The sequence below is a fragment of the Gammaproteobacteria bacterium genome (genome assembly GCA_016199745.1).
Classification (GTDB): domain Bacteria; phylum Pseudomonadota; class Gammaproteobacteria; order Acidiferrobacterales; family Sulfurifustaceae; genus JACQFZ01.
This window is the reverse complement of sequence record JACQFZ010000056.1, coordinates 1-25,331: the sequence shown is the minus strand read 5'-3', so window position 1 is coordinate 25,331 and position 25,331 is coordinate 1. Positions and strand designations below refer to the sequence as shown.

At 58.5% G+C, this 25,331-nt stretch carries 23 protein-coding genes; 21 read left to right on the top strand and 2 right to left on the bottom strand.

Annotated elements, in window-relative coordinates; translation table 11 throughout:
• The first annotated feature begins 1 nt into the window (after nucleotide 1).
• From asnB to HY308_14705, 21 genes are read left to right on the top strand one after another with little or no spacing between them, the layout of a single operon-like run.
• A complete protein-coding gene (gene asnB, locus HY308_14805) occupies nucleotides 2-2,011 on the top strand; it encodes an asparagine synthase (glutamine-hydrolyzing) (GenBank protein MBI3899545.1) in 2,010 nt (669 codons plus the stop codon).
• Nucleotides 2,011-2,262, top strand: coding sequence for an acyl carrier protein (locus HY308_14800; GenBank protein ID MBI3899544.1), 252 nt, complete (start codon nucleotides 2,011-2,013; stop codon nucleotides 2,260-2,262). Before asnB ends, HY308_14800 begins: the two co-directional genes overlap by 1 nt.
• 22 nt (nucleotides 2,263-2,284) lie before the next feature.
• Nucleotides 2,285-3,775 (top strand): AMP-binding protein, encoded by a 1,491-nt coding sequence (locus HY308_14795; protein ID MBI3899543.1) that lies wholly within the window; start codon nucleotides 2,285-2,287, stop codon nucleotides 3,773-3,775.
• 9 nt (nucleotides 3,776-3,784) lie between these two features.
• Nucleotides 3,785-4,792, top strand: a complete 1,008-nt coding sequence (gene nadE, locus HY308_14790) for an NAD(+) synthase (protein ID MBI3899542.1) — start codon at nucleotides 3,785-3,787, stop codon at nucleotides 4,790-4,792.
• Nucleotides 4,792-5,589: an alpha/beta hydrolase gene (locus HY308_14785; GenBank protein ID MBI3899541.1), complete on the top strand. Its 798-nt coding sequence runs from the start codon at nucleotides 4,792-4,794 to the stop codon at nucleotides 5,587-5,589. Before nadE ends, HY308_14785 begins: the two co-directional genes overlap by 1 nt.
• Nucleotides 5,586-6,530: an alpha/beta fold hydrolase gene (locus HY308_14780; protein MBI3899540.1), complete on the top strand. Its 945-nt coding sequence runs from the start codon at nucleotides 5,586-5,588 to the stop codon at nucleotides 6,528-6,530. The genes HY308_14785 and HY308_14780 overlap by 4 nt, the downstream gene beginning before the upstream one ends.
• Before the next feature lie 28 nt (nucleotides 6,531-6,558).
• Nucleotides 6,559-7,737 (top strand): glycosyltransferase family 4 protein, encoded by a 1,179-nt coding sequence (locus HY308_14775; protein MBI3899539.1) that lies wholly within the window; start codon nucleotides 6,559-6,561, stop codon nucleotides 7,735-7,737.
• Nucleotide 7,738: 1 nt separating this feature from the next.
• Nucleotides 7,739-8,674, top strand: a complete 936-nt coding sequence (locus HY308_14770) for a hypothetical protein (protein MBI3899538.1) — start codon at nucleotides 7,739-7,741, stop codon at nucleotides 8,672-8,674.
• A gap of 15 nt (nucleotides 8,675-8,689) precedes the next feature.
• On the top strand, nucleotides 8,690-9,850 hold the full coding sequence (locus tag HY308_14765) for a GNAT family N-acetyltransferase (GenBank protein MBI3899537.1): 1,161 nt from the start codon (nucleotides 8,690-8,692) through the stop codon (nucleotides 9,848-9,850).
• The gene (locus HY308_14760; protein MBI3899536.1) at nucleotides 9,851-11,323 is read left to right on the top strand and encodes an oligosaccharide flippase family protein; all 1,473 of its coding nucleotides are present in this window, start codon (nucleotides 9,851-9,853) and stop codon (nucleotides 11,321-11,323) included.
• Between the two features lie 44 nt (nucleotides 11,324-11,367).
• Entirely contained in the window at nucleotides 11,368-12,468 is a 1,101-nt protein-coding gene (locus tag HY308_14755; protein ID MBI3899535.1) for a glycosyltransferase, read from the top strand.
• Nucleotides 12,465-13,433 carry a polysaccharide deacetylase family protein gene (locus HY308_14750; protein MBI3899534.1) on the top strand — a complete coding sequence of 323 codons (969 nt, stop codon included), beginning with the start codon at nucleotides 12,465-12,467 and terminating at the stop codon, nucleotides 13,431-13,433. Before HY308_14755 ends, HY308_14750 begins: the two co-directional genes overlap by 4 nt.
• Before the next feature lie 2 nt (nucleotides 13,434-13,435).
• The gene (locus HY308_14745) at nucleotides 13,436-14,563 is read left to right on the top strand and encodes a glycosyltransferase family 2 protein (GenBank protein MBI3899533.1); all 1,128 of its coding nucleotides are present in this window, start codon (nucleotides 13,436-13,438) and stop codon (nucleotides 14,561-14,563) included.
• Complete coding sequence (locus HY308_14740) at nucleotides 14,560-15,345, top strand: polysaccharide deacetylase family protein (GenBank protein ID MBI3899532.1); 786 nt, start codon at nucleotides 14,560-14,562, stop codon at nucleotides 15,343-15,345. Before HY308_14745 ends, HY308_14740 begins: the two co-directional genes overlap by 4 nt.
• On the top strand, nucleotides 15,326-16,813 hold the full coding sequence (locus tag HY308_14735) for an O-antigen ligase family protein (protein MBI3899531.1): 1,488 nt from the start codon (nucleotides 15,326-15,328) through the stop codon (nucleotides 16,811-16,813). Before HY308_14740 ends, HY308_14735 begins: the two co-directional genes overlap by 20 nt.
• 22 nt (nucleotides 16,814-16,835) lie before the next feature.
• Complete coding sequence (locus HY308_14730; GenBank protein ID MBI3899530.1) at nucleotides 16,836-17,966, top strand: glycosyltransferase; 1,131 nt, start codon at nucleotides 16,836-16,838, stop codon at nucleotides 17,964-17,966.
• A gap of 14 nt (nucleotides 17,967-17,980) precedes the next feature.
• The gene (locus HY308_14725; GenBank protein ID MBI3899529.1) at nucleotides 17,981-18,805 is read left to right on the top strand and encodes a polysaccharide deacetylase family protein; all 825 of its coding nucleotides are present in this window, start codon (nucleotides 17,981-17,983) and stop codon (nucleotides 18,803-18,805) included.
• A complete protein-coding gene (locus HY308_14720; protein MBI3899528.1) occupies nucleotides 18,802-19,965 on the top strand; it encodes a glycosyltransferase in 1,164 nt (387 codons plus the stop codon). Before HY308_14725 ends, HY308_14720 begins: the two co-directional genes overlap by 4 nt.
• Nucleotides 19,962-21,212, top strand: coding sequence for a hypothetical protein (locus tag HY308_14715; GenBank protein MBI3899527.1), 1,251 nt, complete (start codon nucleotides 19,962-19,964; stop codon nucleotides 21,210-21,212). The genes HY308_14720 and HY308_14715 overlap by 4 nt, the downstream gene beginning before the upstream one ends.
• Entirely contained in the window at nucleotides 21,209-21,973 is a 765-nt protein-coding gene (locus tag HY308_14710; protein ID MBI3899526.1) for a YdcF family protein, read from the top strand. Before HY308_14715 ends, HY308_14710 begins: the two co-directional genes overlap by 4 nt.
• On the top strand, nucleotides 21,940-23,106 hold the full coding sequence (locus tag HY308_14705) for a GNAT family N-acetyltransferase (protein MBI3899525.1): 1,167 nt from the start codon (nucleotides 21,940-21,942) through the stop codon (nucleotides 23,104-23,106). Before HY308_14710 ends, HY308_14705 begins: the two co-directional genes overlap by 34 nt.
• Nucleotides 23,107-23,111: 5 nt before the next feature.
• On the opposite strand, the gene HY308_14700 is transcribed toward HY308_14705, so the two are convergent.
• Nucleotides 23,112-23,813 carry a hypothetical protein gene (locus HY308_14700; protein ID MBI3899524.1) on the bottom strand — a complete coding sequence of 234 codons (702 nt, stop codon included), beginning with the start codon at nucleotides 23,811-23,813 and terminating at the stop codon, nucleotides 23,112-23,114.
• Nucleotides 23,795-25,024 (bottom strand): ATP-grasp domain-containing protein, encoded by a 1,230-nt coding sequence (locus HY308_14695; protein MBI3899523.1) that lies wholly within the window; start codon nucleotides 25,022-25,024, stop codon nucleotides 23,795-23,797. Before HY308_14695 ends, HY308_14700 begins: the two co-directional genes overlap by 19 nt.
• Nucleotides 25,025-25,331 lie beyond the last annotated feature (307 nt).

Genomic DNA, 25,331 nt, shown 5'->3' with positions numbered 1-25,331 from the left:
CATGTGCGGTATCGCCGGGATATTGAACACGAGCCCGGGGGCGCCGCCTGCCCGCGGTTCGCTAATGCGCATGATCGAGGCGGTGCAACATCGCGGACCGGACGGTTTCGGCTTTTATCACGATAACGACGTCGGTTTAGCGCACGCGCGTCTCAGCATCATCGACATCGATGGTGGCACGCAGCCGATCCACAACGAAGACAAAACCGTTTGGGTCGTTTTCAACGGCGAGATCTTCAACTACCTCGAACTGCGCGCCGAGCTCGAACGCTTGGGCCATCGGTTCTACACCCACTCCGACACCGAAGTTATCGTTCATGCATACGAACAGTACGGCGACAAATTCGTCGACGCCCTAAACGGCCAGTTCGCCATCGCCCTATGGGATACACGCCGCCAACGTTTGCTGCTCACGCGCGATCGTACCGGTATCAGGCCGTTGTTTTACACCGTCGTCGGCAACCGTTTGCTGTTTGCGTCGGAGATTAAATCGCTATTCGCCGAGCCGGCGGTGCCGCGGCGGTTGAACCTCGCCGGACTCGGGCAAATCTTCACTTACTGGTCGGCGCTGCCGCCGACCACGGTGTTCGAAGGCGTCCAAGCACTGGCGCCGGGCCATCGTCTGGTGCTGGAAGCAGGGCGGATGCAGCTCAGTAAATATTGGGATTGGCAATTTCCCAGCGTGTTGCCGGACGATCATCGGCACGAACAAGATATTGCCGAGGAATTGAAGGCGCTGTTGATCGACGCTGTGCGGTTGCAGTTGCGCGCCGATGTGCCGGTCGGTGCGTATCTAAGTGGTGGCCTCGATTCGTCGATCATCACGACGTTAATCAAGCATTACACCGATACCCCGCTACGAACATTCTCGGTCACGTTCGAAGACGACGAATTCGACGAAAGTAATCACCAGCAACAGCTCGTGCATCATCTCGGTACGACGCACACATCGTTGCGTTGCAAGCGCGCCGATATCGGCGCCGCATTTGCTCGCACGATCTGGCATGCCGAGACACCGATTCTGCGCACCGCGCCGACGCCGCTGATGTTGCTGGCCGATAGCGTGCGTGCTGCCGGTTATAAGGTCGTGCTTACCGGCGAAGGCGCGGACGAAGTCTTCGGCGGTTACGATATTTTTAAGGAGGCGAAGATCCGCCGTTTCTGGGCGCGTGCACCGCAATCGAAGATGCGGCCGGCTATTTTGGCGCGGCTCTATCCGTATCTGAAGAATTCGCCGGCGGCTGGGCGCGCTTTTACCGAAAAATTCTTCAGCGAAGGATTGGAGCACAAGGACCAGCCGTTCTTCGCGCATATTCCGCGTTGGACAACGACCCAGCGCACTTGGCAGTTCCTGAGCCCGGAGGTCCAACAGGCGCTTGCCGATTTCGACCCGTACCGGACGATTCAGCAATGGTTGCCGCCCGAAGTCGCCGGTTTCATTCCGTTGGGGCGCGATCAGTATGTCGAAGCGCACACGCTGATGTCCGGTTACTTGCTGTCGTCGCAAGGCGATCGCATGGCAATGGCGAGCTCGATCGAAGGGCGGTTCCCGTTTCTCGACCATCGTCTGATCGAATTCGCCAACCGCCTGCCGCCGTATTTGAAACTGCGTGGCCTGACCGAGAAATATATTTTGAAGAAATCGGTGCAAGGCTTGTTGCCCGATAGTATTCGCCGGCGCACCAAGCAGCCGTACCGTTCGCCCGACAGTCAGAGTTTTTTTAGTGCCGGGCAACCGGCCGAATACGTCGCCGAGCTGCTCGATCCGGTGCGCGTGCGCGACGCCGGCTACTTCAATCCGTCCGCGGTCACTAAGCTGTTCGAGAAGTGCCGCAACGGTCGCGCTATCGGCTTTGCCGATAACATGGCGTTCGTCGGTGTGCTGTCGACTATGCTGGTCGATGCGATGTTCATCCGCGGTTCAATGACTGCCGCCGACGTGTCTACCGGAAATTCGTTTAACGAGGTCGCTGCGTCGGCAGCGACCGTTTCTACTGGAGTTGTCAAATAATGAGCGCTGCACCCGAATCGAAGATCCGCGAATTCATTCTGTCGAATTACCTGTTCACGAACGACGCGTCGGCATTGAAGAACGAAGATTCGTTCTTGAAGCGCGGCATTATCGATTCGACCGGTATTCTCGAAGTTATCCAATTCTTGGACGATGAATTCGGCGTCAAAGTGGCAGATGAGGAAATGAGCCCGGAAAATTTGGACTCGGTGAATAATCTGGTTGCGTTCATCAAGCGCAAACAAGCGTAGCGGCAACGAAACTCGCAAACTGATGTTGTCTCTGGTCCAACGCCTCGAACAAAGCGCCACGCGCACGCCCGATAGCGATGCGATCGTGCACGGCGCCGAGCGGCTGTGCTATCGCGAGCTTTGGCGGCGGGTGCAGGCGTTCAGCGCCTATTTGCGGCGGTGCGGCCTGCCGCCGCAGGCGCGCGTGGCATTGTTGCTCGAGAACTCCAGCGCCTATGTAGTCGCCTATTATGGAGTGATGGCGGCCGGCGGTGCGGTGGTTGCGCTCAATACCGCGGCGAAAGCGGCCGATTTGACCCTTTGGTTGGCGCATTGCGGCGCGAGCATCGTCGTGCTGGATCCGGCGCATCCGTCGGCGGCGGCAGTGCGAAGCTGGTGCAGTGATCGGGCCGAGGTAATTGCGATCGATGCATGGCAAGGAATTTTCGAGGGTGGCAATGCTAATGAAGCGCCGGTCGCGGTCAATACCGATCGACTGGCGGCGATTATTTATACGTCAGGCACCACCGGTCGTCCGAAAGGCGTGATGTTGAGCCACGGCAATCTTGCGGCCAACGTCGAGTCGATACAGGGCTATCTGGCGCTCAACGCGAGCGATCGCATCGTCAACGTTTTGCCGTTTTATTACTCATATGGCAACTCGGTATTGCATACCCATCTGGCGGTCGGCGGTTGCGTGATCATCGAGGATAATCTCGTTTATCCGCATCGTGTCGTCGAGCGCATGGTCGCCGAGCGCGCCACCGGTTTCGCCGGCGTGCCGTCGACGTTTTCGTTGTTACTTAATCGGCTGACGTTTGCCGACTACGACTTGCGCACGCTGCGCTATATCACGCAGGCCGGTGGCGCGATGCCGGTGGCGCATATCGAGCGCTTGATCGATGCCTTGCCGCAGGTGCGTTTGTTTGTCATGTACGGCCAAACCGAAGCGACCGCGCGCTTGAGTTATCTGCCGCCGGAACGGTTGCGCGACAAGATCGGTTCAATTGGCGTCGCTATCCCCGGCGTCACGCTCGAAGTGCGTAACGAGCGCGGCCCAGCGGCGGCGAGCGAAGTCGGCGAGATCTGGGCGCGTGGCGAAAATATCATGCTCGGTTACTGGAACGATGCCGAGACCACGCGTCAGGTGTTGCAGGACGGTTGGCTCAAGACCGGCGATATGGGGTACCGCGATGTCGACGGCTACTTATATATAGAAGGCCGCCGCAGCGACATGATCAAGACCGGCGCGCATCGCATTCACCCGAAAGAAATCGAAGAGGTGATTGCCGAGCTCGACGGGATCGGCGAAGTGGCGGTCATCGGTGTACCCGACGACATTCTTGGTCAGGTGATTAAGGCGTACCTCGTCATCAAGCCGGATGCTGCCGTCGATGGTATGCGCGTTAAGGCACACTGCCGCGATCGATTGGCGGCGTACAAAATTCCGAAGCTCATTGAATTTGTTTCATCACTACCGAAGACCGCCTCCGGTAAGGTGCAGAAGTTCGTTTTGGCGGCTAACAATTCGTAGGAGGACAGGGTGAAGGGCCAATTGTCGAAAGATGTGCTCAAGCTGGATGAGGCTGCCGAAGTCGAGCGGATCGGTGCGCGACTGCGCGAGGCGTGTGGTCAAGTGTTGCGTAAACGCGGACTGGTAGTGGCGATATCGAGCGGCATCGACAGCTCGGCGTGCGTTGGCGTAGCGGTACGCGCCCTGGGCGCCAGCAAAGTTTTCGGTCTGATCTTGCCGGAGCGCGATTCGTCGCCGGACAGCGCCAAAAAGGCGGAACGGTTAGCCCAACATCTTGGTATTCGTTATGCGATCGAAGACATCGCGCCGACGCTCGAAGCCATCGGTTGCTATCGTTGGCGCGACCAGGCGATTAAGCGCGCGCTGCCGGCGTACGGTCCCGGTTGGGGAATGAAGATCGTCATCAGCGGTGGTCTGGAAGGTCGCATCAATCATTTCCGGCTGATCGCGAAATCGCCGAACGATGAGATGCACGACGTGCGTTTGGGCCTCGAAGATTATTTGCAGATCGTCGCCGCGACCAACTACAAGCAGCGCATTCGTAAGACCATCGAGTATTTTCATGCCGATCGGCTCAACTATGCCGTGGTCGGTACGCCGAACCGCCTGGAATACGACCAAGGATTTTTCGTGAAGAACGGCGACGGCGCCGCTGACGTAAAGCCGATCGCACATCTTTATAAGACGCAGGTGTATGCACTGGCGCGGCATCTCGGCTTGCCGGCGGAGATTTGCAACACCACGCCGACGACCGATACCTATAGCTTGCCGCAGGGCCAAGACGAGTTTTACTTCGCGCTGCCGTATCAGCAGATGGACTACGCCGTATGGGCGCTGAACCACGGTGTGACCGCTGCCGAGCTCGGCAGTTTCCTCGGGATCGGTGAAGAGCGTGCGAAGAATGTTTACGCCGACATCGAGGCGAAGCGCCGCACCACCAGTTACATGCATGCACAACCGCTGTTGGTGGAGGCGGTGACGGAATTGCCGAAGATCGACCCAGTGGCGCGTAAGTAATGGAACAACGCGGTTTCTTCGACAACCGACGCGGCAAAAAGCTTTTCTATGCCGCGCATGGCCGGCCCGGAGCAGGGTCGGCCTGGTTGTTTTGTAATCCATTTTTGGAGGAGAAGACTTTCAGTCATCCGGCTTATGTCAGCTTGGCGCGCACGATTGCTGCGAATGGCGGGTTTGCCGTGCGCTTCGATTATGAAGGCGACGGTGACAGCGACGGCGAGTACGACAGTCTGGGCTTGGGCGATTGGGTAGCCGACGTTGAAGCGGTCGCTGCTTTTGCACAACAACGCTGGAATGTGACGGCGCCGGCACTGTTCGGTTTGCGGCTCGGTGCCGCTGTCGCCTGTATGGCGGCGGCCCGTATCGGTAGCACACGATTGCTGTTGTGGGAGCCGGTCGTTAATGGTGGCGCCTACTTGGAGGACTGCTTGAAGTTGAATCTAACGACGCAGCTATCGACCCACAAGCGTGTCATCGAAGGCCGACCGAAGTTGCTCGAACGTCTGGCGCGCGACGAGCAGATCAATATCGCCGGCTATCAACTCGGCGGCCGTATGGCGGCGCAATTGCAGGCATTCGATTTGTTGCAGCAGCTGTCGGCATTGAGCGGTTATTGTCAGATTGATGTCGTGCGCTTGCCGCCGCGGGCGAAAGCGGATACGTCGCCGGTATTGACTGGTGTACAGCGCGTAATCGACTGCGCCGGTTTGCCGTTTTGGCAGGAGTCGCGCCAACACGATCCGCAAGGAGCTTTTGCTGCTGCTAGCCACGAGCTTATCGGCGGGAGCGCGGCGTGAACGAAACGCTATTCGAAGTTGCCGGCGCCGATGGCTTGATGCGCCGCGGCATTGTTACCGGCCCGCAAACCGGTAGCGGTATGGGCATCGTATTGTTGCCTGCCGGCTTGAAGTATCACATCGGTCCCGGCCGGTTCAACGTGCTGTTGGCGCGCTCGCTGGCGGCGGCAGGGCATACGGTTTTACGTATCGATCCGATCGGCATGGGCGAGAGCGATGGCCATATTGAGGCGGGCGCGACGCGCGAGTTGTGGCGCAGTGTCGAGCAGGGTCGTTTCGTCGACGACACGCTGTTGGCCTGTCGCGAATTTCGTCGGTGCTTTGGGCTCGAACGCATCATCGTCGCCGGTATTTGCGGCGGTGCTATCACTGGGCAATTGGCCGCAGCCCGCGCGCGTGGCGTGATTGACGGCGTGGTGTCGTTGAACACCGCGGTCACATTGTCGCCGATCGATGCAAACGCGGCCAAGCCGATGGGGGCGGTGCAGGCGCAGCATCATATGAAGAGTTATTTACGTAAGTTACTGGCGCCGGCGGCGTGGCGTCGGTTATTCAGCGGCGAAAGCGATATCGCTGGAATCGGCAGAATCGTTGTAACCGCCGTCAAAACGCGTATCGGCGGTGGCCGGCGGACGCTGGATTTATTTCCAAACGAGAACCCGGCCTATCTCGAAAGTTTTCGGACGCTGGAGCGGAATCGGATACCGCATCTATTGCTATTCAGTGGCAACGACAATCGTTGGCTCGAATTTCAAGAAATTGTTTTACAGCGGTACCTCAACGGCAATAGTAAGAGTGAACAGTACGAGATCGGTGTAATCGCCGACGCCAATCACGAGTTTCATTGGCGGGCTTGGCAGCAGGAGGCGTTCCGGCATATCGGCCAATGGATCGAGCGTACTTTTGTCAGCGATGTGATCAGCGCTCGAGTCGCTTCATAAATATATTGAGAGTAGGACAATGCAAGCAATGGACACAGTAACGAATGACAGGTTGAAGGCAGCAACAGCGCGCGCCGCCGTGCAGACGCCTTTGCGGGTCTTGATGGTCGTCGACGGTTGTTATCCGAGTCTGGGCGGCGCTGAGATTCAGGTGGCGTTGCTCGGGCGTACGTTAAAGGCGCGCGGGCATGATGTGAGCGTGTTGTCGCCGTTGCTCGACGCGACGATGCCGTTGCGTGGTACGGTCGAGGGAATTCCGGTGGAACGAATCGCCTATCCGCGCATTCGCGGTTTGGGTGCATTCATTTTGATGGTGCGCTTTGCCTGGATACTATTGCATCGACGTAGCCGCTACGACGCCATTCATATCCATATGATGAAAAATTTGGCGACGGTCGCTGGTTTGGTGCGGCCGTTGCTGCGTGCTTCCGTGACCGTCAAGGTGTCGGGGGCGTGGGAGTTCGACGGTGGTGTGCTCGATGCTGAACGGCGTAATCACTGGCTGACGCGTTTACGTAATAAGTGGATCGGTCGGTGCGACTACTTTCAATGCATCAGCGTTTACACGCGCCAGCGGCTACGCGATGCCGGTTATGCCGAACATAAGCTGCGCATGATTCCGAACGCCGTCGAGGTCGACCGCTTCAGCGATCCGCAGTCGCCGACACAGGATCATGTGCCAACCGTGGTATTTGTTGGCCGCATGCGTGCTGTCAAAGGTCTCGACGTGTTGATCCGTGCCTGGAAGCAGGTATGTGCACGTCATGTCGCGCGGTTGATCATCGCTGGCGACGGTCCTGAGCTGAACAATCTAAAACGTTTGGCCGGCGACATGGGCTTGACCGATTCCATCGAATTTCCGGGCCGGGTCATGGCAGTGCCGGCGTTGTTACAGAAAGCCGATGTTTACGTGCAGCCGTCGTACCAGGAAGGATTGCCGAACTCGGTATTGGAAGGGATGTCGGCCGGTTTGCCGATCGTCGCCACGCGGGTCAGTGGCAACGAAGACGTGGTCGAGGACGGCGTCAACGGGCAACTAGTGCCAGCCGGAAACGCCGAGGCCTTGGCCGAGGCGCTGACAGCGCTGGTTGGCGATTTGTCGCGGGCACGGTCGCAAGGGCGGATGTCGCGCCAAATTATCGAAGAAAAATTCCAGACGTCCGTGGTAGTCGAGCAATTGATTAAGGCCTACCAACGAGCATTGTGAAATGACTGAAGACCGGACCGAAAAAGTACTAGTGCTGGCGACGATCGACACGGAGTGTGATCACGATCCCTCCTGGGTGCGTTCGAACCCGCTCGGATTCCGGTCTATTGTCGAAGGGGTGCCCGAGCGGTTGCAGCCGGTGTTCGACGCTGCCGGCGCGGTGCCGACCTACCTGCTGACGGTCGAGGTGATGGAAAATGCCGAGTGCGTACGCACATTGCGCGACCTCAAAGGTTCGTATGAGTTTGGTACGCACCTGCACTCGGCGTTTATCGAGCCGCAAAAGAAATTTCAGGACTACGCCGGCGTCGATAGTCCCGATTTTCAGTGCCACTGTGCCCCGGACATTGAGTACGCCAAGCTCAAGAACTTGACGCAGCTGTTCCAACACAATTTCGGATATCAACCGCTGTCGTTCCGTGCCGGTCGCTTCGGCGCCGGCGCAGCGACGATTAGCGCGCTCGGGCGTCTGGGTTATCGCGTCGACACCAGCGTCACGCCGCATATTCGCTGGCGGCATCCTGACGGCAACGTCGACTACCGCCAGGCGCCGGAGCAACCGTATTTTCCGGCGCGCGAATCGTTGGTGCAGGCCGACAACGGCGCGCGCAGCGGCGTGCTCGAGATTCCGGTAACGGTCAAAGATCGCTGGTTCCACGATCCGTATTGGTTGCGTCCTTGGTTCTCCAGTGTAGCGGTGATGAAGGACGTGATCGGCTATCATCTTGCGCGCTTTCGGGACCGCCGGGTGGTGGTGCTCAATATGATGTTCCATTCCATGGAGGTCATTCCAAAGGCCTCGCCTTATCCGCAGAGCGACAGCGACGTACGGCGATATCTGGACGACTTATCAGAAGTTCTACAGTGGTGCCGGCAGCAAGGCATGACGTTCATGGGCAGCGCCGACGTCTATCCGGAATTTGCGGCAGCGGTATAACAGGACAAACATTTAATGAATTTAACGGTAGTAGATTCCGTGCCGGCATTCGAAGGCTTGCGCGATCGCTGGGATGCGCTCGTCGATACGGCCGAGCACGCGAGCATTTTTACCACCTGGTCGTGGCAGTGGCACTGGTGGCGCCACTACGGCAACGACCAGGCGTTGCGTATTTTGCAGGTGGAGGAGGCGGGCCAGCTCCTCGGTATTTTGCCGTTATATATAGAGACCGTTAAACCGTTTCCCGGCGTCAGCGTGCGCGTGTTGCGCTTCGTCGGTACCGGCGGCGATACCTCGCCGGATTATCTCGACGCCTTGATCCGGCGCGGCGATGAAGATCGAGTGGCGTCGATATTGGCGCAGTATCTCGTACGCGAGCTGAACGGCTGGGACGTCGCTAGCATCACCGACCTGCATGCCGACTCGGCATTTCGCCGCGCGCTAGCGGCGGCATTGGCGGCGGCGGCAATCGAGTGCCGTGCCAGCATGTCGGCGCGTATTTCGTATATCGACTTACCTGCCACCTGGGACGATTACCTCGCTGCGCAGAGCCGCGATCGGCGTTACACCGTGCGCAATACTCGCCGTAAGTTCGAAAGTCTGCCGGACGCGCGCTTTTTCGTCTGGCAAGAGCAGTCGGTCGATAAAGCGGTCGATCGACTGATCGAGCTGCATCATCTGCGCTGGCAACAAAAGGGCGAGGCGCACGCGTTCTCGTCGCCGGCTTATGTCAGTTTTCATCGTGAGCTAATGCAGGCGTTACAGGATAAAAATCAGCTGCGGCTTTATTGCATGGAGACCGGCGGTGCGGTGATCGCCATGTATTACTGCTATCGCTTCCGCGACACCGTGTATTACTTCCAGGGCGGCTTCGACCCGAGCCACGAGCGCGCGCGTCCCGGTCTGTGTTTGATGGGCTATGCCATCGAGCATGCTATTCAAGAAGGCAATCACACCTTCGACATGTTGCGCGGCGAGTACGACTACAAGCGGCAATGGGCGAAAGCGACCCGCGAGACCCATCAGATCGTCGCTTTCCGTCGCAATCCGCGCGCGATCGCACATCGTTTGCGCTATTCCTATCTGCCGGGACTCAAGGCGGAGATCAAACGTATCTTTGGGCCCAAAGGTAAAGCGTCGGAGACGCCCCGTGCCGCGTCGTCGGTGGAGGCGTAAATGCTCCGTAAACTGTTCAAGCACAGCTCGAACTACACGATCGGTAGCTTGATCGCTACCATCGCCGGGCTCGTTTCGTTCCCGATTTTGACGCGCACGCTCACGACCGAAGAGTACGGTCTGATGGGGTATATCGGCACCACGCTGGCGACGTTGGTCTGCATCGGCAAGCTCGGCGTGCAACATGCGACCGTGCGGTTTTATGCCGAGGTTCGAGCCGGCAAGCGTGACGTCGGTTTGGGCGAATATTATTCGACGGTGATTTTCGGTATGGCGGCGATGGGGCTGGCCGTCACGGTCGTGTGGGCCACCATCACGCAGTTGCTGCCGCACTGGTTTTACGACAGCCGACTGCCGGCGTTGCTGCTGTTGACGTCCAGCTTGATCATTATACGGGTGGTGGACAGCGGTCTGGTCAATCAACTTCGTGCGCAACAACGCAGCGCGATCTTTGCCTTCTACCAAGTCGTTAAGCGTTATGTCGGTCTGGGCTTGGTGTTGCTCGCATTATTTTTTGTCTCCAAAAATCTCTGGGGATTCTACGGCGCGACCATTGTCGGCGAGCTGGTCGCGGCCATTTGCTTGGGCGCATGGCTGGTACGGGGTGTAGAGTTCCGGCCGAAAAACTTTTCGCCCGAATTGTTCCGAGCGATGTTGGTATTCGGTATTCCGATGATCGGCTACGAGTTCGCCGGCATCATCCTGCAGCAGGGTGACCGTTATGTCATCATCGCCGTGCTCGGCGCCGAGAAGCTCGGTATTTACTCGGCGGCGTACAACATGTGCGAGTACATTCAATTGTGCTTCATCATGTCGTTCTCGCAAGCGATCGTTCCAATTTATGTGCGCCTGTGGGAAGAGAAGGGCGAGACGGCGACGGTCGAGTTTCTACAAAAATTTGTTCATTACTACGTGATGTTGGCGTTGCCGATCGTTGCCGGTCTAATCGCCATCGGTGCGGATCTGTTGTCGTTCCTGGCGTCGGAAAAGTATGTCGATGGCGCCGTTATCATTCCGTACGTGGTCGCCGGTATGGTGTTCGACGGCGCTATCGTTATCGCCGGTGCCGGCCTGTACATCCACAAGCGCACCAAAACCATCCTCATGGTCATCGCCGCCTGTGCGGTGTTCAACCTGGTGCTCAATTTTGCATTGGTGCCGGTCTGGGGCATCCGTGGCTCGGCGGTAGCGACCTTGGTCAGTTATGCCGTTTTGATCAGTTCGGTATTGGTGTTCGGTCGCCGGTGGTTGCGGTTTCCTTTCCCGTGGGCGGCGGTACTCAAGTTCGCGCCATTGGCAGCGATCATGTATTTCGCCGTGATTCACGTCGAGTTGGGCAGCGGGTTGGAGAATTTGTTCGCGCGCGTCGCTGTCGGTGCCGTCGTGTATGTCGGATTGGTGCTGGCCGCCGACAGCAACGCCCGGGACGCGTTGCAGGCCGTATGGGCGAGGATTCGTAATAGATCGGCTTAAGGAAATCTAGCAAAAAAAATACGGGAGGAGCTATTTTTATGGGTATGTTGGAAACAACAGGTGGGCTGGTAATGGCGCAAAACGAAGCAGGCAAAAACAACGCGGGGCCGACAAAACGGTCCAGTGCGTTGCCGCTCGTGAGCGTTGTTATCCCGGCGTACAACGGCGCATCGACGTTGGCCGAGTCGCTGGATAGTGTCTTGGCGCAAACCTATCCGAATATCGAAACGGTAGTGGTCGATGACGGTTCGCTCGATAACACCAGTGAAGTGTTGCGCCGCTACGGCGACAAAGTGCGATCGATTCGCCAGCCGAACGGCGGCTTAGCGTCGGCGCGTAACCTTGGCCTGAAACACGCCTGTGGTGACTATATTGCGCTGCTTGATGCCGATGACATTTGCCTGCCCGGGCGTATCGCGCTGCAAGTGGCGTTTCTCGAGGCGCATCCGGAGCTGGTGTTGTGCAGCTCGGACTTTTCGGCGTTCGACAAGTCGGGCGATATCGCCACGTCGTTCATCGGCGAGTACTACAACAGCGTCGGCCGGCGCGATGGTGGCGTCGCCTCGTTGTTCGCGCGACGTGCCGATATCAAGCCGGAAGCGTCAGCGCTGACGACGGCTGTGCCGGCTTACGCTGGTAATGTTTACGAACGGGTCGTCGAAGGCAACTTCATTCATCCGCCGACGGTGCTGTTTCGACGTTCGTTGGTCGATACCGTCGGTGCGTTCGACGGGCACTTAAAGAACATGTGCGATTATGATTGGCTGATACGTGTCAGCCGCATCGGCCAGGTCGGCTACATCGATCGACCATTGATCCGTTATCGACTGTCGGAATCGCAGATGTCGGGCGATCGCAATCAAGTCGTCGTGAAGCTCGATTTGGTCCAGGTATTGGCCAATGTCCGGAGTGCCGACCCGGAACTTTACGCACGCAAGCGCGGTGAGTTTCGTCGGCGTATCGGTAGTTGTTATCTAAGCGCGGCGGATGCGCAGACAGATACCAAAAAGGCGGCGGCGTTTGGCAATTTGCTGCGTAGCCTCGGCTATGCGGTCGTCGACGTAACGACGCTCAAAGTGATTATCAAGTTGTTGCTACCACGACGCCTAGTACAAGCCTACCGCCGGAGAAAGTACAACGCATGATCAAACAGCTCGTTAAGCGAACGTTGTCGACGTCGGCCGGATGGGCACTATCGGCGCCTTTGCGCGCGCGTGGCGTCTCCGTGTTGATGTACCACCGCGTCACCCAGCCGGGCGAATTGTTTCCCGGTACGGAGCTCGGGCGATTTCGTGCGCAGATGCAGTGGATCAAACGCAACTGTACGGTCATCAACCCAGATCAGGTGCTCGAATACGCCGGCAACGGATCGCGTACGCGGCCGCCGGTGTTGATTACTTTCGATGACGGTTATCGCGATTATCACGATCGTGCTTATCCGGTGTTGCAGGAATTACAAATGCCGGCATTGGTATTCATAGCGACGTCGTTCATGGATAACGGCGGCATGATCTGGACCGATGAATTGCCGTGGGCGGTTGCCACCACCAAGATGGCGTCGGTGGCGGCGCTGCCGTGGGATCGAAGTGCGCGCTTCGATCTGCGCCAAACCGGTGAGCGCAATGCTTATCTACGTCAGTCGAAGCGTTATTTGAAAGACGTGGCCGACGCTGAACGTCAACGTTGGCTCAATCAAATATTCAGCGAGCTCGGTGTCGCTGGTCGCCAGCACGAGCTCGAGCGACAAATGCTGAGCTGGGACGAAATACGCGCGACCATGGGATTGACGTATTACGGCGGACATACCCATACACACCCGATCATGTCGCAACTCGGTAGCGCCGAGCTCGACAGCGAAATTCGTATTTGCCGCGATCGCATGTTGGCCGAGACCGGCGTCGCGCCGCGTTATTTTGCTTATCCCAATGGCCGCGCCGCCGACTTCAACGACGAGTCGAAAGTCGTGTTACGCAAGTACGGCTTCGATCTCGCCTTCACGACGGTCGAAGGCGTGAATGGTCGCGGCGCCAATCCCATGGAGCTGCGTCGCATGCCGACCGGTGCCGCCAATCTGGGCGACTTCGCCTGGCTGGTGTCGGGTAGGGGCTGATGATGCAACTGCTCTTCTGGTCGGCGTTCGCCTTTGTGGCATACACCTATCTCGGTTATCCGCTGCTGGTTTGGCTGATATCGCGATTCGTGCCCGAGCGCCGACCGGATCCATCGACCGTACGCACGTGGCCCAAGGTTTGTGTCATCGTCGCCGGCTACAACGAGCAGGACCGCGTCGCCCGCAAGATTCGCAATCTGAAGGCGCTCGACTATCCGCCCGAGCAGCGCCGTATTATTTTTGTTTCCGATGGCTCGACCGATGAGACGCCGGTACGCATCACCCACGAGGGCGGCGTCGATTTAATCGCCTATAACGCACGCCGTGGTAAACCGCATGCGCTCAACCGCGCTGTTGAAGCCGCCGGCGATGCCGAGATTCTCGTCTTCACCGATGTCCGCCAGGAATTGTCGGTCGACGCCGTGCGTATCTTGGTGACGCGTCTGGTCAACGAGCGCGACGTCGGCGGTGTCAGCGGCGAACTGGTGCATATCGATCCGCAGTCGCATACCGCCGCCAATATCGGTCTCTATTGGCGCTACGAAAAATGGATTCGCAAGTCCGAGAGCCGCATCGGCTCGACCGTCGGTGCGACCGGTGCGTTGTATGCCATCTGGCGCGAGGACTACACGGTGCTGCCGGACGACACTTTGCTCGATGACGTCGTTATTCCACTTGGTGTCGTTCGCCGCGGACGCCGGGTCGTGCTCGAAGAACGCGCTGTCATCTACGACGAATTACAGAAAGAATCAGCTGGTGAGCGCCGTCGCAAAATCCGCACGCTTACCGGAAATTTCCAGGCGTTTACGCGCCTGCCGTGGGTGTTCGTGCCGTGGCGCAATCCGGTGTTCATCCAACTGCTGTCGCACAAATTGTTTCGGTTGTTCGTGCCGTATGCACTGGCATTGATGTTAGTCGCGTCGTTGCTCGCCGATGGACTGTTCTATCGCATGCTGGCGGTCGGACAGATCGCGTTTTATTTGTTGCCGGCATTGGGGTTGGTCAGTCAGCGGTTACGCAGTCATCGATTGATTAGTTTCGTTCTGGTATTTCTCGAGCTGAACTGGGCGGCTGTGTTAGCGCTACGCAATTTTCTACTGAGCCGCACTAATGTGTGGGAGAAGACATGAAGCGCATCATCGTGCTCATGTACCACGCGCTCTATGACGGCGACGAGGAATATCAGCGTATCGATCCGGCTGATCGTCCGTACGCGGTTGCGGTCGAGCAGTTCGCCGCGCAGATGGATCTTTTGCGTCGCACCGGTGTCGCCGTCGTGTCATTGGCGCAAGCGCTGACGGGCGTGTTACCGGAGCATGCGGTGTTACTCACGTTCGACGACGGCCATGTCAGCAACTACCGCCATGCGTTGCCGCTGCTATGCGAGCGCGGTATGAGCGCGATTTTTTTCGTCACCAGCGATTTCATGGGCCAACGGCGCGACTTTTGTTCATGGGCGCAATTAGCCGAAATGGCACAGCAGGGCATGGCGATCGAGGCGCACGGCCAGACGCACCGATTTTTCGACGATCTATCAAATACTGAATCGAGCAGCGAGCTCGTTGCCGCTAAGACGGCGATCGAACGCGGTACGCGCGTACCGGTCAGTGCGATCTCGTTTCCCGGGGGCCGTTTCACGGCGCGCGATATTGTGCTCGGCGGCGCTGCCGGTTACCGGCTGTTCTTCACGTCGGAAGTCGGCGCCAACTCGGCGGCGATGTTTGCCTCCGGTGCGCCGATTCGGCGGATCGCGATTCGGCAAACGACCGACTTGGCGGCGTTCCAACGTTTTGCTGGCGCCGATACTCGTACACTGTTGCGCGCCTCGGCTATTGCCGGTGTAAAGCGCATCGTCCGCCGTCTGATCGGCAACCGGTTCTACCAGGGGTTGTATGAGCGACTTTCGTCTTGAGCCTTACGGTGTTCAGGAAAGTGAACCGGAGACTCCTAAGTCCGAAGTAACGGAACCCGTTAAATGGGGCGGGCCGGCGTTGCGCTCGACGCTGTGGTTCTTGGCGGCGCCGGCTTGCTTCGCGGTTGCGATCATGTTGTTTCACCTCAAGTTGCCGTCGTTCGTGCTGTACGGGTTTGCCGGCGTCTTCGGCTTGGCGTTGTTCAAGCGTTGTCTGCAAGATCCCGAATGGCTATTGGCAGTGTTCGCCATCTATATTCCGCTCAATCGCATTTACGTCGTGCCTATCGTTCCCGGCATTAACGGCACGAATCTGCTGTTGTTACTGCTGCTGTTCTGTTGGTTGATACGGGCAATCCGCGAAGATCGCTCGTTGTTCACGTCGATGCCGAATACCAAGTTGGTTGGTTTATGGGCGGTAATCTCGTCAATTTCGGTCGTCACCTCCCTTCTGACCCTGGGCTTCAGTAGAGCGAGTGACCACTTTGGCGATTTCAAGGCATGGATCGACCAGTTCATCGTTTTTTACGCTTTTCTCAATCTGATTCGCGACGGCCGCATGGCGCGTCGTGTCGTTGTGTACATGATGTTGGGTACGCTGGTCGTCATCTTGTTCGGTATCCAAGAAGCGATTGAGAAGGAAGGGCTCGCCAGTATCGAGAAGTCGCGCTTGTTGGGCCCACAAATGCAACCGAACGATTTCGGCGCCTTTTTGGTGTATAACGCCGGGCCGTTTTTGGCGCTGTTCGTGGTTTACTTCCGGCGTATCCGCGCTTGGCCGTTGTTTTTATATCTGGCGACGATGGCGAAGTTGTTAATCATGACGTTCTCGCGTGGCGCATATATTGGTATGGCGCTTGCCGGGCTCGCCGCCGGCTATCTGCGCGGTAAGCTGTTCCTGCTGTTCTGGGCGTTGGTCGCGGTTGGGGTTTTGGCGGCGATGCCGCAGCTCATCCCGGCGTCGATTGTCGATCGCATGGCGCAGACCAAGGACTCGAGCGGCGCCCACGGCGAGATGGACGCGAGCTCGGAGCATCGCTTGGTGTTGTGGAAAGCGGCGATCGAAATGACGCTCGAAAGTCCGATCCTCGGGAAAGGCTTCAAGGCATTTCCGGCGTTCAAGGACCAATATACCGAGTATTACGTGCGTGAAGCCGACAACCACAACATGTACTTATATATCTGCTCGCAGATGGGCATCCCGGCGCTGGTGATTTTCTTGTTGCTGTTGATAAAGATGTATCGCCTCGGCGGGCGGCTATACCGAAAGGGTACCGAGCCGTTCATGCGTATTATCGGCATGGGCGCTGCGGCGATGGTGGTGGCGGTGCTGGCGATTAATATGTTCGGTTCGCGCATGGTCAGCATTGAAGTCGACGGTTATTTTTGGATCATGCTGGCGGTGCTGGCGCATCTATGGGTCGAGCACGAGCAAACAATGGAAGCGAATAATGTCTCGACCTCCTGAACAACGACCGCGCGTCGCCCATATCATCGACGAGTTGCCGGCGCACGGCGCCGAGCGTTTGTTGGTGGACGTATTACGCCATCGGTCGCCGGTGTTCGACTATCACGTCGTCTGCCTAATGCGCGGCGGCGATCTCGAGCCGGAAATACGGGCGCTGGGCATTCCGCTGACGATCCTCGGTTATCGCGGCAAATTCGATATCTCCTTGGTCTGGCGGCTGGCGCGCTGGCTGCGGGCGAATCGGATTTCGGTCGTGCATACGCATTTGTTCACCGCCGACACTTGGGGCCGGTTGGCGGCGCGGGTTGCCGGGGTGCGGCCGGTGTTTACCACGGTTCACAGCACTAATCAGTGGAAATCGAAACTGTATCGCTGGGTCGACCGCGTGTTGGCGCGGATAACGACGCGCGTTATCGCTTGCTCGGAAGAGGTCGGTGAGGTGTTAGTACGGCAGGATCGTTTGCCGACGGCGCGGGTGCAAGTCGTGCGTAACGGCATCGCGCTCGAGCGTTTCGCCGGTGCCTCGGCCGAAGGCGTGCGTGCCGAATTCGGCGTCGACCGCGGATGCCCGTTGATTGCCTTGGTTGGGCGGTTCCATCCGGCGAAGGGCCATCCCGATCTCATCGCCGCGCTGGCGCAGCTGCGTCAGCGCAATATCGCTTACCGTTGTCTGTTTGTCGGCGAAGGCGAGTTGCAGGCGGAGCTGGCGGCCGAGGTAAAACGCCAGGGCCTGGATCAGCAAGTTATCTTTACCGGGCAACGCCGCGATATTCCGCGGTTGCTGGCAGCGACCGACGTGTTGTTATTGCCGTCGCGCTGGGAAGGACTGCCGATGATTCTGCTCGAAGGTATGGCCATGGGTTGCACCGTGATCGCGACTAAAGTCGGTGGCATCCCGGATGTGATTACCGACAACAAAGATGGCTTATTGATCGCGCCGGCGGATGTTGCCGGTTTAACCGAGACCCTACAACGCGCGCTCAACGATGCGCCGCTGCGCGCCCGACTTGGCGCCGCCGCCCGTGAGACGATTCGGCAGCGTTACAGCGTCACGGTAACGGCGGCGGCGTACGAATCGCTTTATCGCGACGCATTGGGACTAACGCCGCGGCAATCGGCAACGAGCGCGGCCAAGCCACGGGAGGCGCGATGAGTTTGCATAGCGCCTTGCGCAATATCGTACCGGCGGTGCTGCGGCCGTTCGCCAAGGGTTATGCGCGTCTGCGACCGTCGATCCGCGTATTGATGTATCACCGGGTCGATCGGGTCGACGGTTTCGATCAGTTGACGGTACAGCCGGAACGGTTCGACGAGCAGATGGCGTACATCGCCGCCAACCATCGTGTGATTTCGTTAGCGCGAGCGATCGACGAGCTTACTGATGGTTCGACCCTTCCCGGTGTCGTCGTGACGTTCGATGACGGCTATCAAGACAATCTGACACAAGCGTTGCCGATTCTTAAGCGACACAATATTCCGGCGACAGTGTTTGTCACTACCGATTTTTCTGCGCAGCGCCGCTCGCATCCGCGTTACGGCACGGCGCCCGGCCTGCATTTGGATTGGGACGGCGTGCGCGCACTGCAAGCTGCCGGCATCACCATCGGCTCGCATACGATTTCACATCCGTTCCTGACGCGGCTGCCGCCGGATCAGGCGCGGCGCGAAATCGCCGAGAGCAAAGAACTCATTGAGCAGGCGATCGGCGCCCAGGTCGATTTTTTCTGTTATCCATCGGGTGACTTCGGCCGGCGCGAGTTGGCCTTCGTGTACGAAGCCGGTTATCGCGCCGCCGTATCGGTGGCGCCGGGCGGTAACCGTGTCGGTACGCCGCTGTTCGCGCTCAACCGCACCGAGATGACCGACCGCGACGGCGTTGCCGAGTTGGGCGCCAAGCTCGACGGCGCTTACGATTTGATTCACGCCATGTTGCATGCGCGCCGGCAACGCGCATTTGCCCAACAAGCACACCAACAAGGGGATGCAGGATGAAGTTGCTTTATCTCATGACCGAGCCGTTCGGGGTGGGCGGCGTGCAGTCCGATATTTTGACGCTGACCGAAGACTTGTCGCGCCGCGGACACAAAGTGTATGTCGCGACGACCGAGGGCGTTTTATTGCAAGAAGTGATCGGTAAAGGCGCGCATCACGTCAATATCGATTTCCACTATCGCGGCCTCGCCGGTTTTTGGCGGGCGGCGCGGGCGTTGCGCGATGTCGTGCGGCGCGAGCGGATCGAAGTATTGGCGCCGCAATCGGTACGCTCGACATTGGTCGCTTACGTGGCGTTGCGGTTGTTGCCGTTTGGTTATCGTGTCGCCGGCACTGGCAAGCGCCTGCCGATCGTCACCACCATCCACAACATTCATAACCCGATGCATTTCCGTTATGCCGGGCGCTTGCTCAATCACTGCAGCGATTTCGTCATCTTCGAGTCGCACTACGAGCGCGACCGTTGCTTGGCCAGTGGTCTCGGCGAGCACAAGTCGGTCGTCATTCACAGCGGTATCGATACCGATCGGTTCGTGCCACGCGAGCGCAATCTCGAGTTGATGCAACGCTACGGACTCGATCCGAATAAACACAAGGTATTCGGCATCGTCGCTCGCCTGTCCGAGGAAAAGGGCCACAACTATTTGATCGAGGCGTTCGCCCGCGTGCAACAAGAGCGACCGGAGACGCGTCTACTCGTGATCGGCGATGGACCGTTGCTCGAGCCGGTGAAAGCGCAAGCGCATGCCGCCGGGCTCGATGGCAAGGTGATATTCACCGGTATGCAACGCAATATCCCTGACTATCTGGCGATGCTCGATGCATTTGTGCTGGCATCGACGCGCGAGTCGTTTCCGTTGGCGGCGCGCGAAGCGATGGCGGCCGGGCGACCGGTGATCGCGCCGCGTATCGGCGGCTGTCCGGAAGTGGTCGATGAAGGCGTTACCGGTTATTTGTTCGAGTCGCGTAACGTCGAGCAGTTGGCTGACCGGATGAAGCGAATGTTGGCGGAGCAGACGCACGTACAACAGGGCAAGGCGGCGCGCGAACGCGTCGAGCGGTTGTTCTCGCGTCGGCAGTGGGTCAACGGTGACGAGCAGGTTTACTTGCGGTTTGCCGGTCTGCAGCAGTTATCAGCAGAAGTAAGGAGAGCGTCTTGAGTTTGCGCGGTTGGACAAAAGTAGCGGCCGTCGGCGCGCTATCGTTATGGGGCGTCAGTGTCGACGCGGCGTCGCCGTTCGACGGCTTACTGACCGGTCACGACGTGCGGCCGCCGGTGCAAGTTCCGCGACCGGCGTTGTATCAGTCGTATACCGATCCGGTGTTCGGCACGAAAATCACGCGCATCACCGATCCGTCGCAGGTCGGGCGCGGCGATCGGGTGCGGCACTACTATTCCAAGGCCGATCCGTTCAACGCCGACGGCACGCGTGCGATCCTGTTCGGCAGCGACGGCTCATCGTGGCTGTACGACACCAGTACGTGGAAGCCGATTAAGGCGCTGCAGGTCAACAGCTCCGATCCGGAAATTCTGTGGCACCCGCGCGATCCGAACTTGTTTTATCACCTACGCTTTGTCGGCAACTCGCCGAACGTGCGGGCGATGGCGCTGTACGATATCCGCAACGACAATATTAAGATACTGCGCGACTTTACCGAGTACGAGTCGGTGCGTGCTCGCTTAGAAGGCAATATGGATCGCGACGGGCGCTACTATGCGATGTTCGGCATGCGCGGCGGCCGCAAGGACGCGTTCGTCTACGATGTCGTCAACGACAAGGTCAGCAAGCGTATTCCGGTGACGGAAGAAATGGCCGGTGACTGGATCAGTATGTCGCCCAGCGGTAAGTACGTCGTCATGATGGGCGGGCATCGCTCGCGCATTTACGACAACCAGATGAATCACCTGCGCGATTTGCCGGAAGGTTCGTTCGGCCATGCCGACTTGTGCATGCGTGCTAACGGCTCGGAGGTGATGGTGTTCGACGGTGCCGATCTAGAGCTCGATGGTTATCGCAACGTTAACATGGTCGACCTCGCGACCGGCGCCATGGTTCCGCTGGTCCGGCTCGGTTGGGTTACGACGCCGCACGTTTCCTGCCGCAATCTGGATCTGCCGGGCTGGGCGTTGATTTCGACGCAAGGGCCCGATCGTAAATATCCGAATCACGATTTTGAAATTTTCTGGGTTTCGCTCGAAGGCGCGCACGAAGTGCGCCGGGTGGCGCATCACCACAGCAGCCGCGAGAACGGCGGTTACTTCGCCGAGCAACACGCGGTCACCAACCGCGACGGCACGTGTATCATTTTTGCCAGTAACTGGGAGAAGGGTCCGATTGCCGATTTTCTCATCGAGCTTGGTCCGAAACCGCGGCCGAAAGCGGCGACGACGGCGCCAGGGGGATGACCGTGACGTCCTGGCTGGGTCTGCTGACTGAACCGTTGGTATGGATCGGGCTGGGATTGCTGCTCTGGTTGACGCTCACGTTCTGCCGGAGCGCGAACGTCGCGCTGCGTGGGGTTGCCATGGTCGTTGTGGCCATCTACTTTTGGTTGGCGACGCCGCTTGGCGCCAACATCATGGTGGCTGCGCTCGAAGACGACGTACCGGCCGACGCGCGCTGTGCGAGCACCGTTAAACCGCCGGTAATTGTCGTCTTGGCGGGTGGTAAAAGCGGAACGTCGCTGACATCGCAAGAATTTTGGCGACTGCAAGAAACCAGTTTTCGCCGGGTCAGCGAAGCGGTGGCGCTGGCCAGCCGTCTTCCCAATAGTCTCCTGATCGTTTCCGGCGGATCGCCCGGCGATGTTCGCGAGGCCGATCTGATGCGAGCATTGGCGACGGTTCTTGGCTTTCCGGCGCAACGCCTGTTGGTCGAACGGGAATCGCTGACTACGTACGACAGCGCCGTCGAAGTGGCGCGTCTGCTGCGTGAGCGCCAGATCGACCGAGTCCATTTGGTCACGTCGGCGTTGCACATGAAGCGGGCTACCGCGGTATTCGCGGCACAAGGGCTGCAGGTTTGTCCGTACCCGGTCGATCGCAAATGGATACGACCACGGCCACCCGAGGCGCTTATTCCGCAAATTAGTGCGTTAACAAAAAGTACGGATGCGGTGCACGAATTCATAGGATGGGCATGGTACTGGGCAAGCAACAAGTTGTGATCTCGTCGCCGGCGCTATCGATCCGTGTCAGTCGCGTCCATTGTGACGATATCGACGCGCAAACCATCGCCCAGTGGGATCAGCTCGAGCAACATGCGTTGGAGAAGAATGCCTACCTGTCGCATCGTTTTGTCTTACCCGCGTTGCGTCACCTCAGCAGTTCGTCCGCGCCTTTTATCGTTCTAGTGTTTGCACAAATCGCCGCCATCGATCGTTTGATCGGCGTCGGTGTGTTCGAGGAGCAGGGGCCGTTGCGTCGATTCCCGCTGCGTCGTCTAGTCGCTTACCGTTGTCCGCATACGTTTCTTACCGGTTTGCTGGTCGATGCGGAATTAGCAGTCGAGGCGGTACGGAGTTTCTTCAATTTTTTTTGTGCATCCGAGCACGGTTGGCACGGCGTCGAGTTCATGAATCGGTCCGGCGACGGTGAGATCGATCGGTTGATGCAGCGGGTTGCCGCTGAACGCAGCGCGGTCTGGAGCGAGTACGAACGTACACAGCGGGCGATACTCTCGCCGGCCAAAGCCGGCGACGGTTATCTCGACACGCAATTTCCGCCGCATCGCCGCAGCGAGTTTCGCCGCCTGCGCCGCCGCCTGGAAGAAAGCGGTAGTGTCGGCTGGCGTGCCCGGATAGGTCGTGACATCGACGATGCCACCATCGATCGGATGTTGCAGCTGGAGCATTTAGGGTGGAAGGGTGAACGTGGGTCGTCGTTGAAGGCGCGCCACGGACACGAGGCGTTTTTTACCGAGATGATGCAGAGCTTCGCTGCCGTTGGACACGCATTTTTCACCGAGCTTATGTCGAATGACCAGGTGATCGCATCGAGCAGCAATCTCATCTCCGGCGACACCGGCTTCGCTTTCAAGCTCGGTTGGGATCCGAGCTACGGGCGCGCCGCGCCCGGATTGCTGAACGAGATCGAATTTATTCGACAAGCGCCGACGTTGTTCGGCGAATTGAACTACGTAGACAGCGGCGCCGAAGAGGGCTCGTTTATCGACGGTCTTTGGGTGGAACGCCGTTGTTTGGTTTCCGGAGTTTTCGCGACGACTTCGCTCGGGCGCGGGATCGGTTCGGTGGTCAAACATGTGCGCGCGGTCAAGCAGCGCATTCAGCACCACAGATAATTGCTTCAGAACCAGCGCGGATCGTAACGTCGAAAGCGATCCTGGCATTGCATAATCGCCGAGCACCAGATCCGTACTTTGCGGCGATCGTAGTCCTTCCAGCCGGCTTGATGGTGCACCCATATCGAACGCCGATTGGCGGCGACGATGTTGACGTAAGCGTAGGCGTAGCCCAGATCCAGCAAATGTTTTTGCGACATCGCCAGAAATTCCAACCCGGTGTGGCGGCCGCGTAGTGACGGTGCGATAAACAGATCGAATGCGAACACATCGCGCTCACCGAGCGCCAACGCGTGTAGCTGCGCTTGTGGATGCGGCGCGGTGTTGTCGGTCCACCAGCCGTAACCGACGATGCGGCCATCGAGCCGGCCGATCAGTCCGCTGTAGCGGTGGTCCAGGCTGTATCGCAACCGGCGCAATCCGTTGGACGCATCGGAATTATGATCGCGAATGAATAGCCGTAACGCGGCGAGGTCGCGCGCCTGCAGCGCGCTGATCGTCAAACGAGCAGGCGTCTTCAGCGTCGGCAGCTTGGCGATTTGCGTCTTTAAAATCACTTCCGGTCGCAGCTGATAAAGCCGTGTTCGCACACTGGCGAACGCACGTTCGAGCAGGCGCCGCCCTAAACCCGTCAGACCGTAGCGTCGGTGTAACTCGGCTGCCTTTTGCAAGTAGCGCATGCTGACTGTCAGCGTAACCGTGACCATAGGCGCCGAGCTAGGCCGGTGATCGAACCGCGCAGCTCATGCACGAATGGCCGCAAGTCATCGACGGCGAAATATTGATGCACGTTGCTGATGTGCAGCAGCGACCGCAGATAGCGCGCGAGTGTCCATTCACCGGTACGCCGATAACAGCGGAATGCTTTCAAGTCGTTTTTTAAATTGACATAGCGGGTGCCTTCCCGTTGTCGAGCAAACGACGGCAGTTTGTGGCCGGTAGCATGGCAATAAGCGAGATAGGGCAGGTTGACGCCACAGGCGCTGCCGAGAATGTTCCACTGGCTGACACGCGGGTTGATCTCGAGCAGCTTGAATTCTCCGGAAATCGGATGGCGCTTGAAGTCGAGATTGGCGAGGCCGGTAAAACCGATCTCACGTAGCAGCTGCAGACCGGCATCGACCATCAATTCGATGTAGCGACTTTCGACGTAGCAGCCGCTACCGGCATGCGGTGGCCAGATACGGACTTTTTGTCCGCAAAACCAGGCGCGTGGTGTCGAGCTGGCATCGAGATAAACATGTAGCTCGTAGTGTTCCTCGTCGCCGCCGGGAATGTATTCCTGAATCAAGAAGGGTAGGTTGCGCTCAAATAATTCGGCGCAGGCTTGGTGAAGCGCGCTATCGTTCGGCAGGATCAGCGCTTTCTTGTTGTCGCCCAGATGCTCGAATACGTCTGCCGGCCATGCCTGTGGATGCGATGGTTTTACGACCACGGGGTACTCCAGCGTCGGTAGGACTCGGTACAGCTGGTCTTTATCTAGCGGCGTGTGGGTCGCCGGCACTGGCATGCCGTGCTCGACTGCAAAGCTAGCGAACTTGCGTTTATCGGTCAGTACATCGACCAACGCCGCGCTCGCCAGCGGCAAGTGATAGAACGGTTCGATCTCGGTGCGTAGTGCCGACACCAGAAGTAAATCGGGATCGGCGGTTGGTATGAGCACCGGCCGGTCGGTTTGTTGCCGAGCGTAATCGATCAGAAAATTTTGTAGGATTTCCGGATTACGTGTGAAGCGCGGCAACAGGATGTGTTCGTCGCAGTAGCGCGAACGCGCGGCCGGTGCACCGTCGTACTCGGCGATGACGGTGATCGGCACGCCTTCGCGGCCGAGCGAACGGACAACGTTGAGATCGCCTTCGGCTGCCCCTTTGCATGACAAAACGACCGCGCGGGTCAGGTCATTGCGGCGGCGACTCATTTTTTTTCGAGTAGTGCCTGGGGGAGGTCATGGAGACGGGCGCGATTATATCTGGTGTCGGTGTTGTGCTCTATGACCGAGTATTTTGGCGCGGCCAAACAAAAGGGGCCTCCGCGTTAAGCGGCAGGCCCCTTTGACATCAAAGTAAGGAGTGCGCGGTACGATCGTTACGGCTTATACCCCGGCAACTCCACCACATACACATTCACCACCGGATGCTGCCCATCCGGCCGACTATCCCCCCACGAACTCGCGAACATAATCCGCGTTCCGCTCGGGCTAATGGTCGCATGCGGCTCGGCCCAAT

What these genes read in the sequence shown, in the direction of transcription:
- HY308_14755 (MBI3899535.1), top strand. Translation starts at nt 11,368, where the DNA reads ATGTTGGAAACAACAGGTGGGCTGGTAATGGCGCAAAACGAAGCAGGC.
- HY308_14695 (MBI3899523.1), bottom strand. Translation starts at nt 25,024, where the DNA reads ATGAGTCGCCGCCGCAATGACCTGACCCGCGCGGTCGTTTTGTCATGC.
- HY308_14765 (MBI3899537.1), top strand. Translation starts at nt 8,690, where the DNA reads ATGAATTTAACGGTAGTAGATTCCGTGCCGGCATTCGAAGGCTTGCGC.
- HY308_14745 (MBI3899533.1), top strand. Translation starts at nt 13,436, where the DNA reads ATGCAACTGCTCTTCTGGTCGGCGTTCGCCTTTGTGGCATACACCTAT.
- HY308_14760 (MBI3899536.1), top strand. Translation starts at nt 9,851, where the DNA reads ATGCTCCGTAAACTGTTCAAGCACAGCTCGAACTACACGATCGGTAGC.
- HY308_14800 (MBI3899544.1), top strand. Translation starts at nt 2,011, where the DNA reads ATGAGCGCTGCACCCGAATCGAAGATCCGCGAATTCATTCTGTCGAAT.
- HY308_14735 (MBI3899531.1), top strand. Translation starts at nt 15,326, where the DNA reads ATGAGCGACTTTCGTCTTGAGCCTTACGGTGTTCAGGAAAGTGAACCG.
- HY308_14775 (MBI3899539.1), top strand. Translation starts at nt 6,559, where the DNA reads ATGGACACAGTAACGAATGACAGGTTGAAGGCAGCAACAGCGCGCGCC.
- HY308_14705 (MBI3899525.1), top strand. Translation starts at nt 21,940, where the DNA reads ATGGGCATGGTACTGGGCAAGCAACAAGTTGTGATCTCGTCGCCGGCG.
- HY308_14720 (MBI3899528.1), top strand. Translation starts at nt 18,802, where the DNA reads ATGAAGTTGCTTTATCTCATGACCGAGCCGTTCGGGGTGGGCGGCGTG.
- HY308_14740 (MBI3899532.1), top strand. Translation starts at nt 14,560, where the DNA reads ATGAAGCGCATCATCGTGCTCATGTACCACGCGCTCTATGACGGCGAC.
- HY308_14770 (MBI3899538.1), top strand. Translation starts at nt 7,739, where the DNA reads ATGACTGAAGACCGGACCGAAAAAGTACTAGTGCTGGCGACGATCGAC.
- HY308_14795 (MBI3899543.1), top strand. Translation starts at nt 2,285, where the DNA reads ATGTTGTCTCTGGTCCAACGCCTCGAACAAAGCGCCACGCGCACGCCC.
- HY308_14710 (MBI3899526.1), top strand. Translation starts at nt 21,209, where the DNA reads ATGACCGTGACGTCCTGGCTGGGTCTGCTGACTGAACCGTTGGTATGG.
- HY308_14785 (MBI3899541.1), top strand. Translation starts at nt 4,792, where the DNA reads ATGGAACAACGCGGTTTCTTCGACAACCGACGCGGCAAAAAGCTTTTC.
- HY308_14700 (MBI3899524.1), bottom strand. Translation starts at nt 23,813, where the DNA reads ATGGTCACGGTTACGCTGACAGTCAGCATGCGCTACTTGCAAAAGGCA.
- asnB (MBI3899545.1), top strand. Translation starts at nt 2, where the DNA reads ATGTGCGGTATCGCCGGGATATTGAACACGAGCCCGGGGGCGCCGCCT.
- HY308_14750 (MBI3899534.1), top strand. Translation starts at nt 12,465, where the DNA reads ATGATCAAACAGCTCGTTAAGCGAACGTTGTCGACGTCGGCCGGATGG.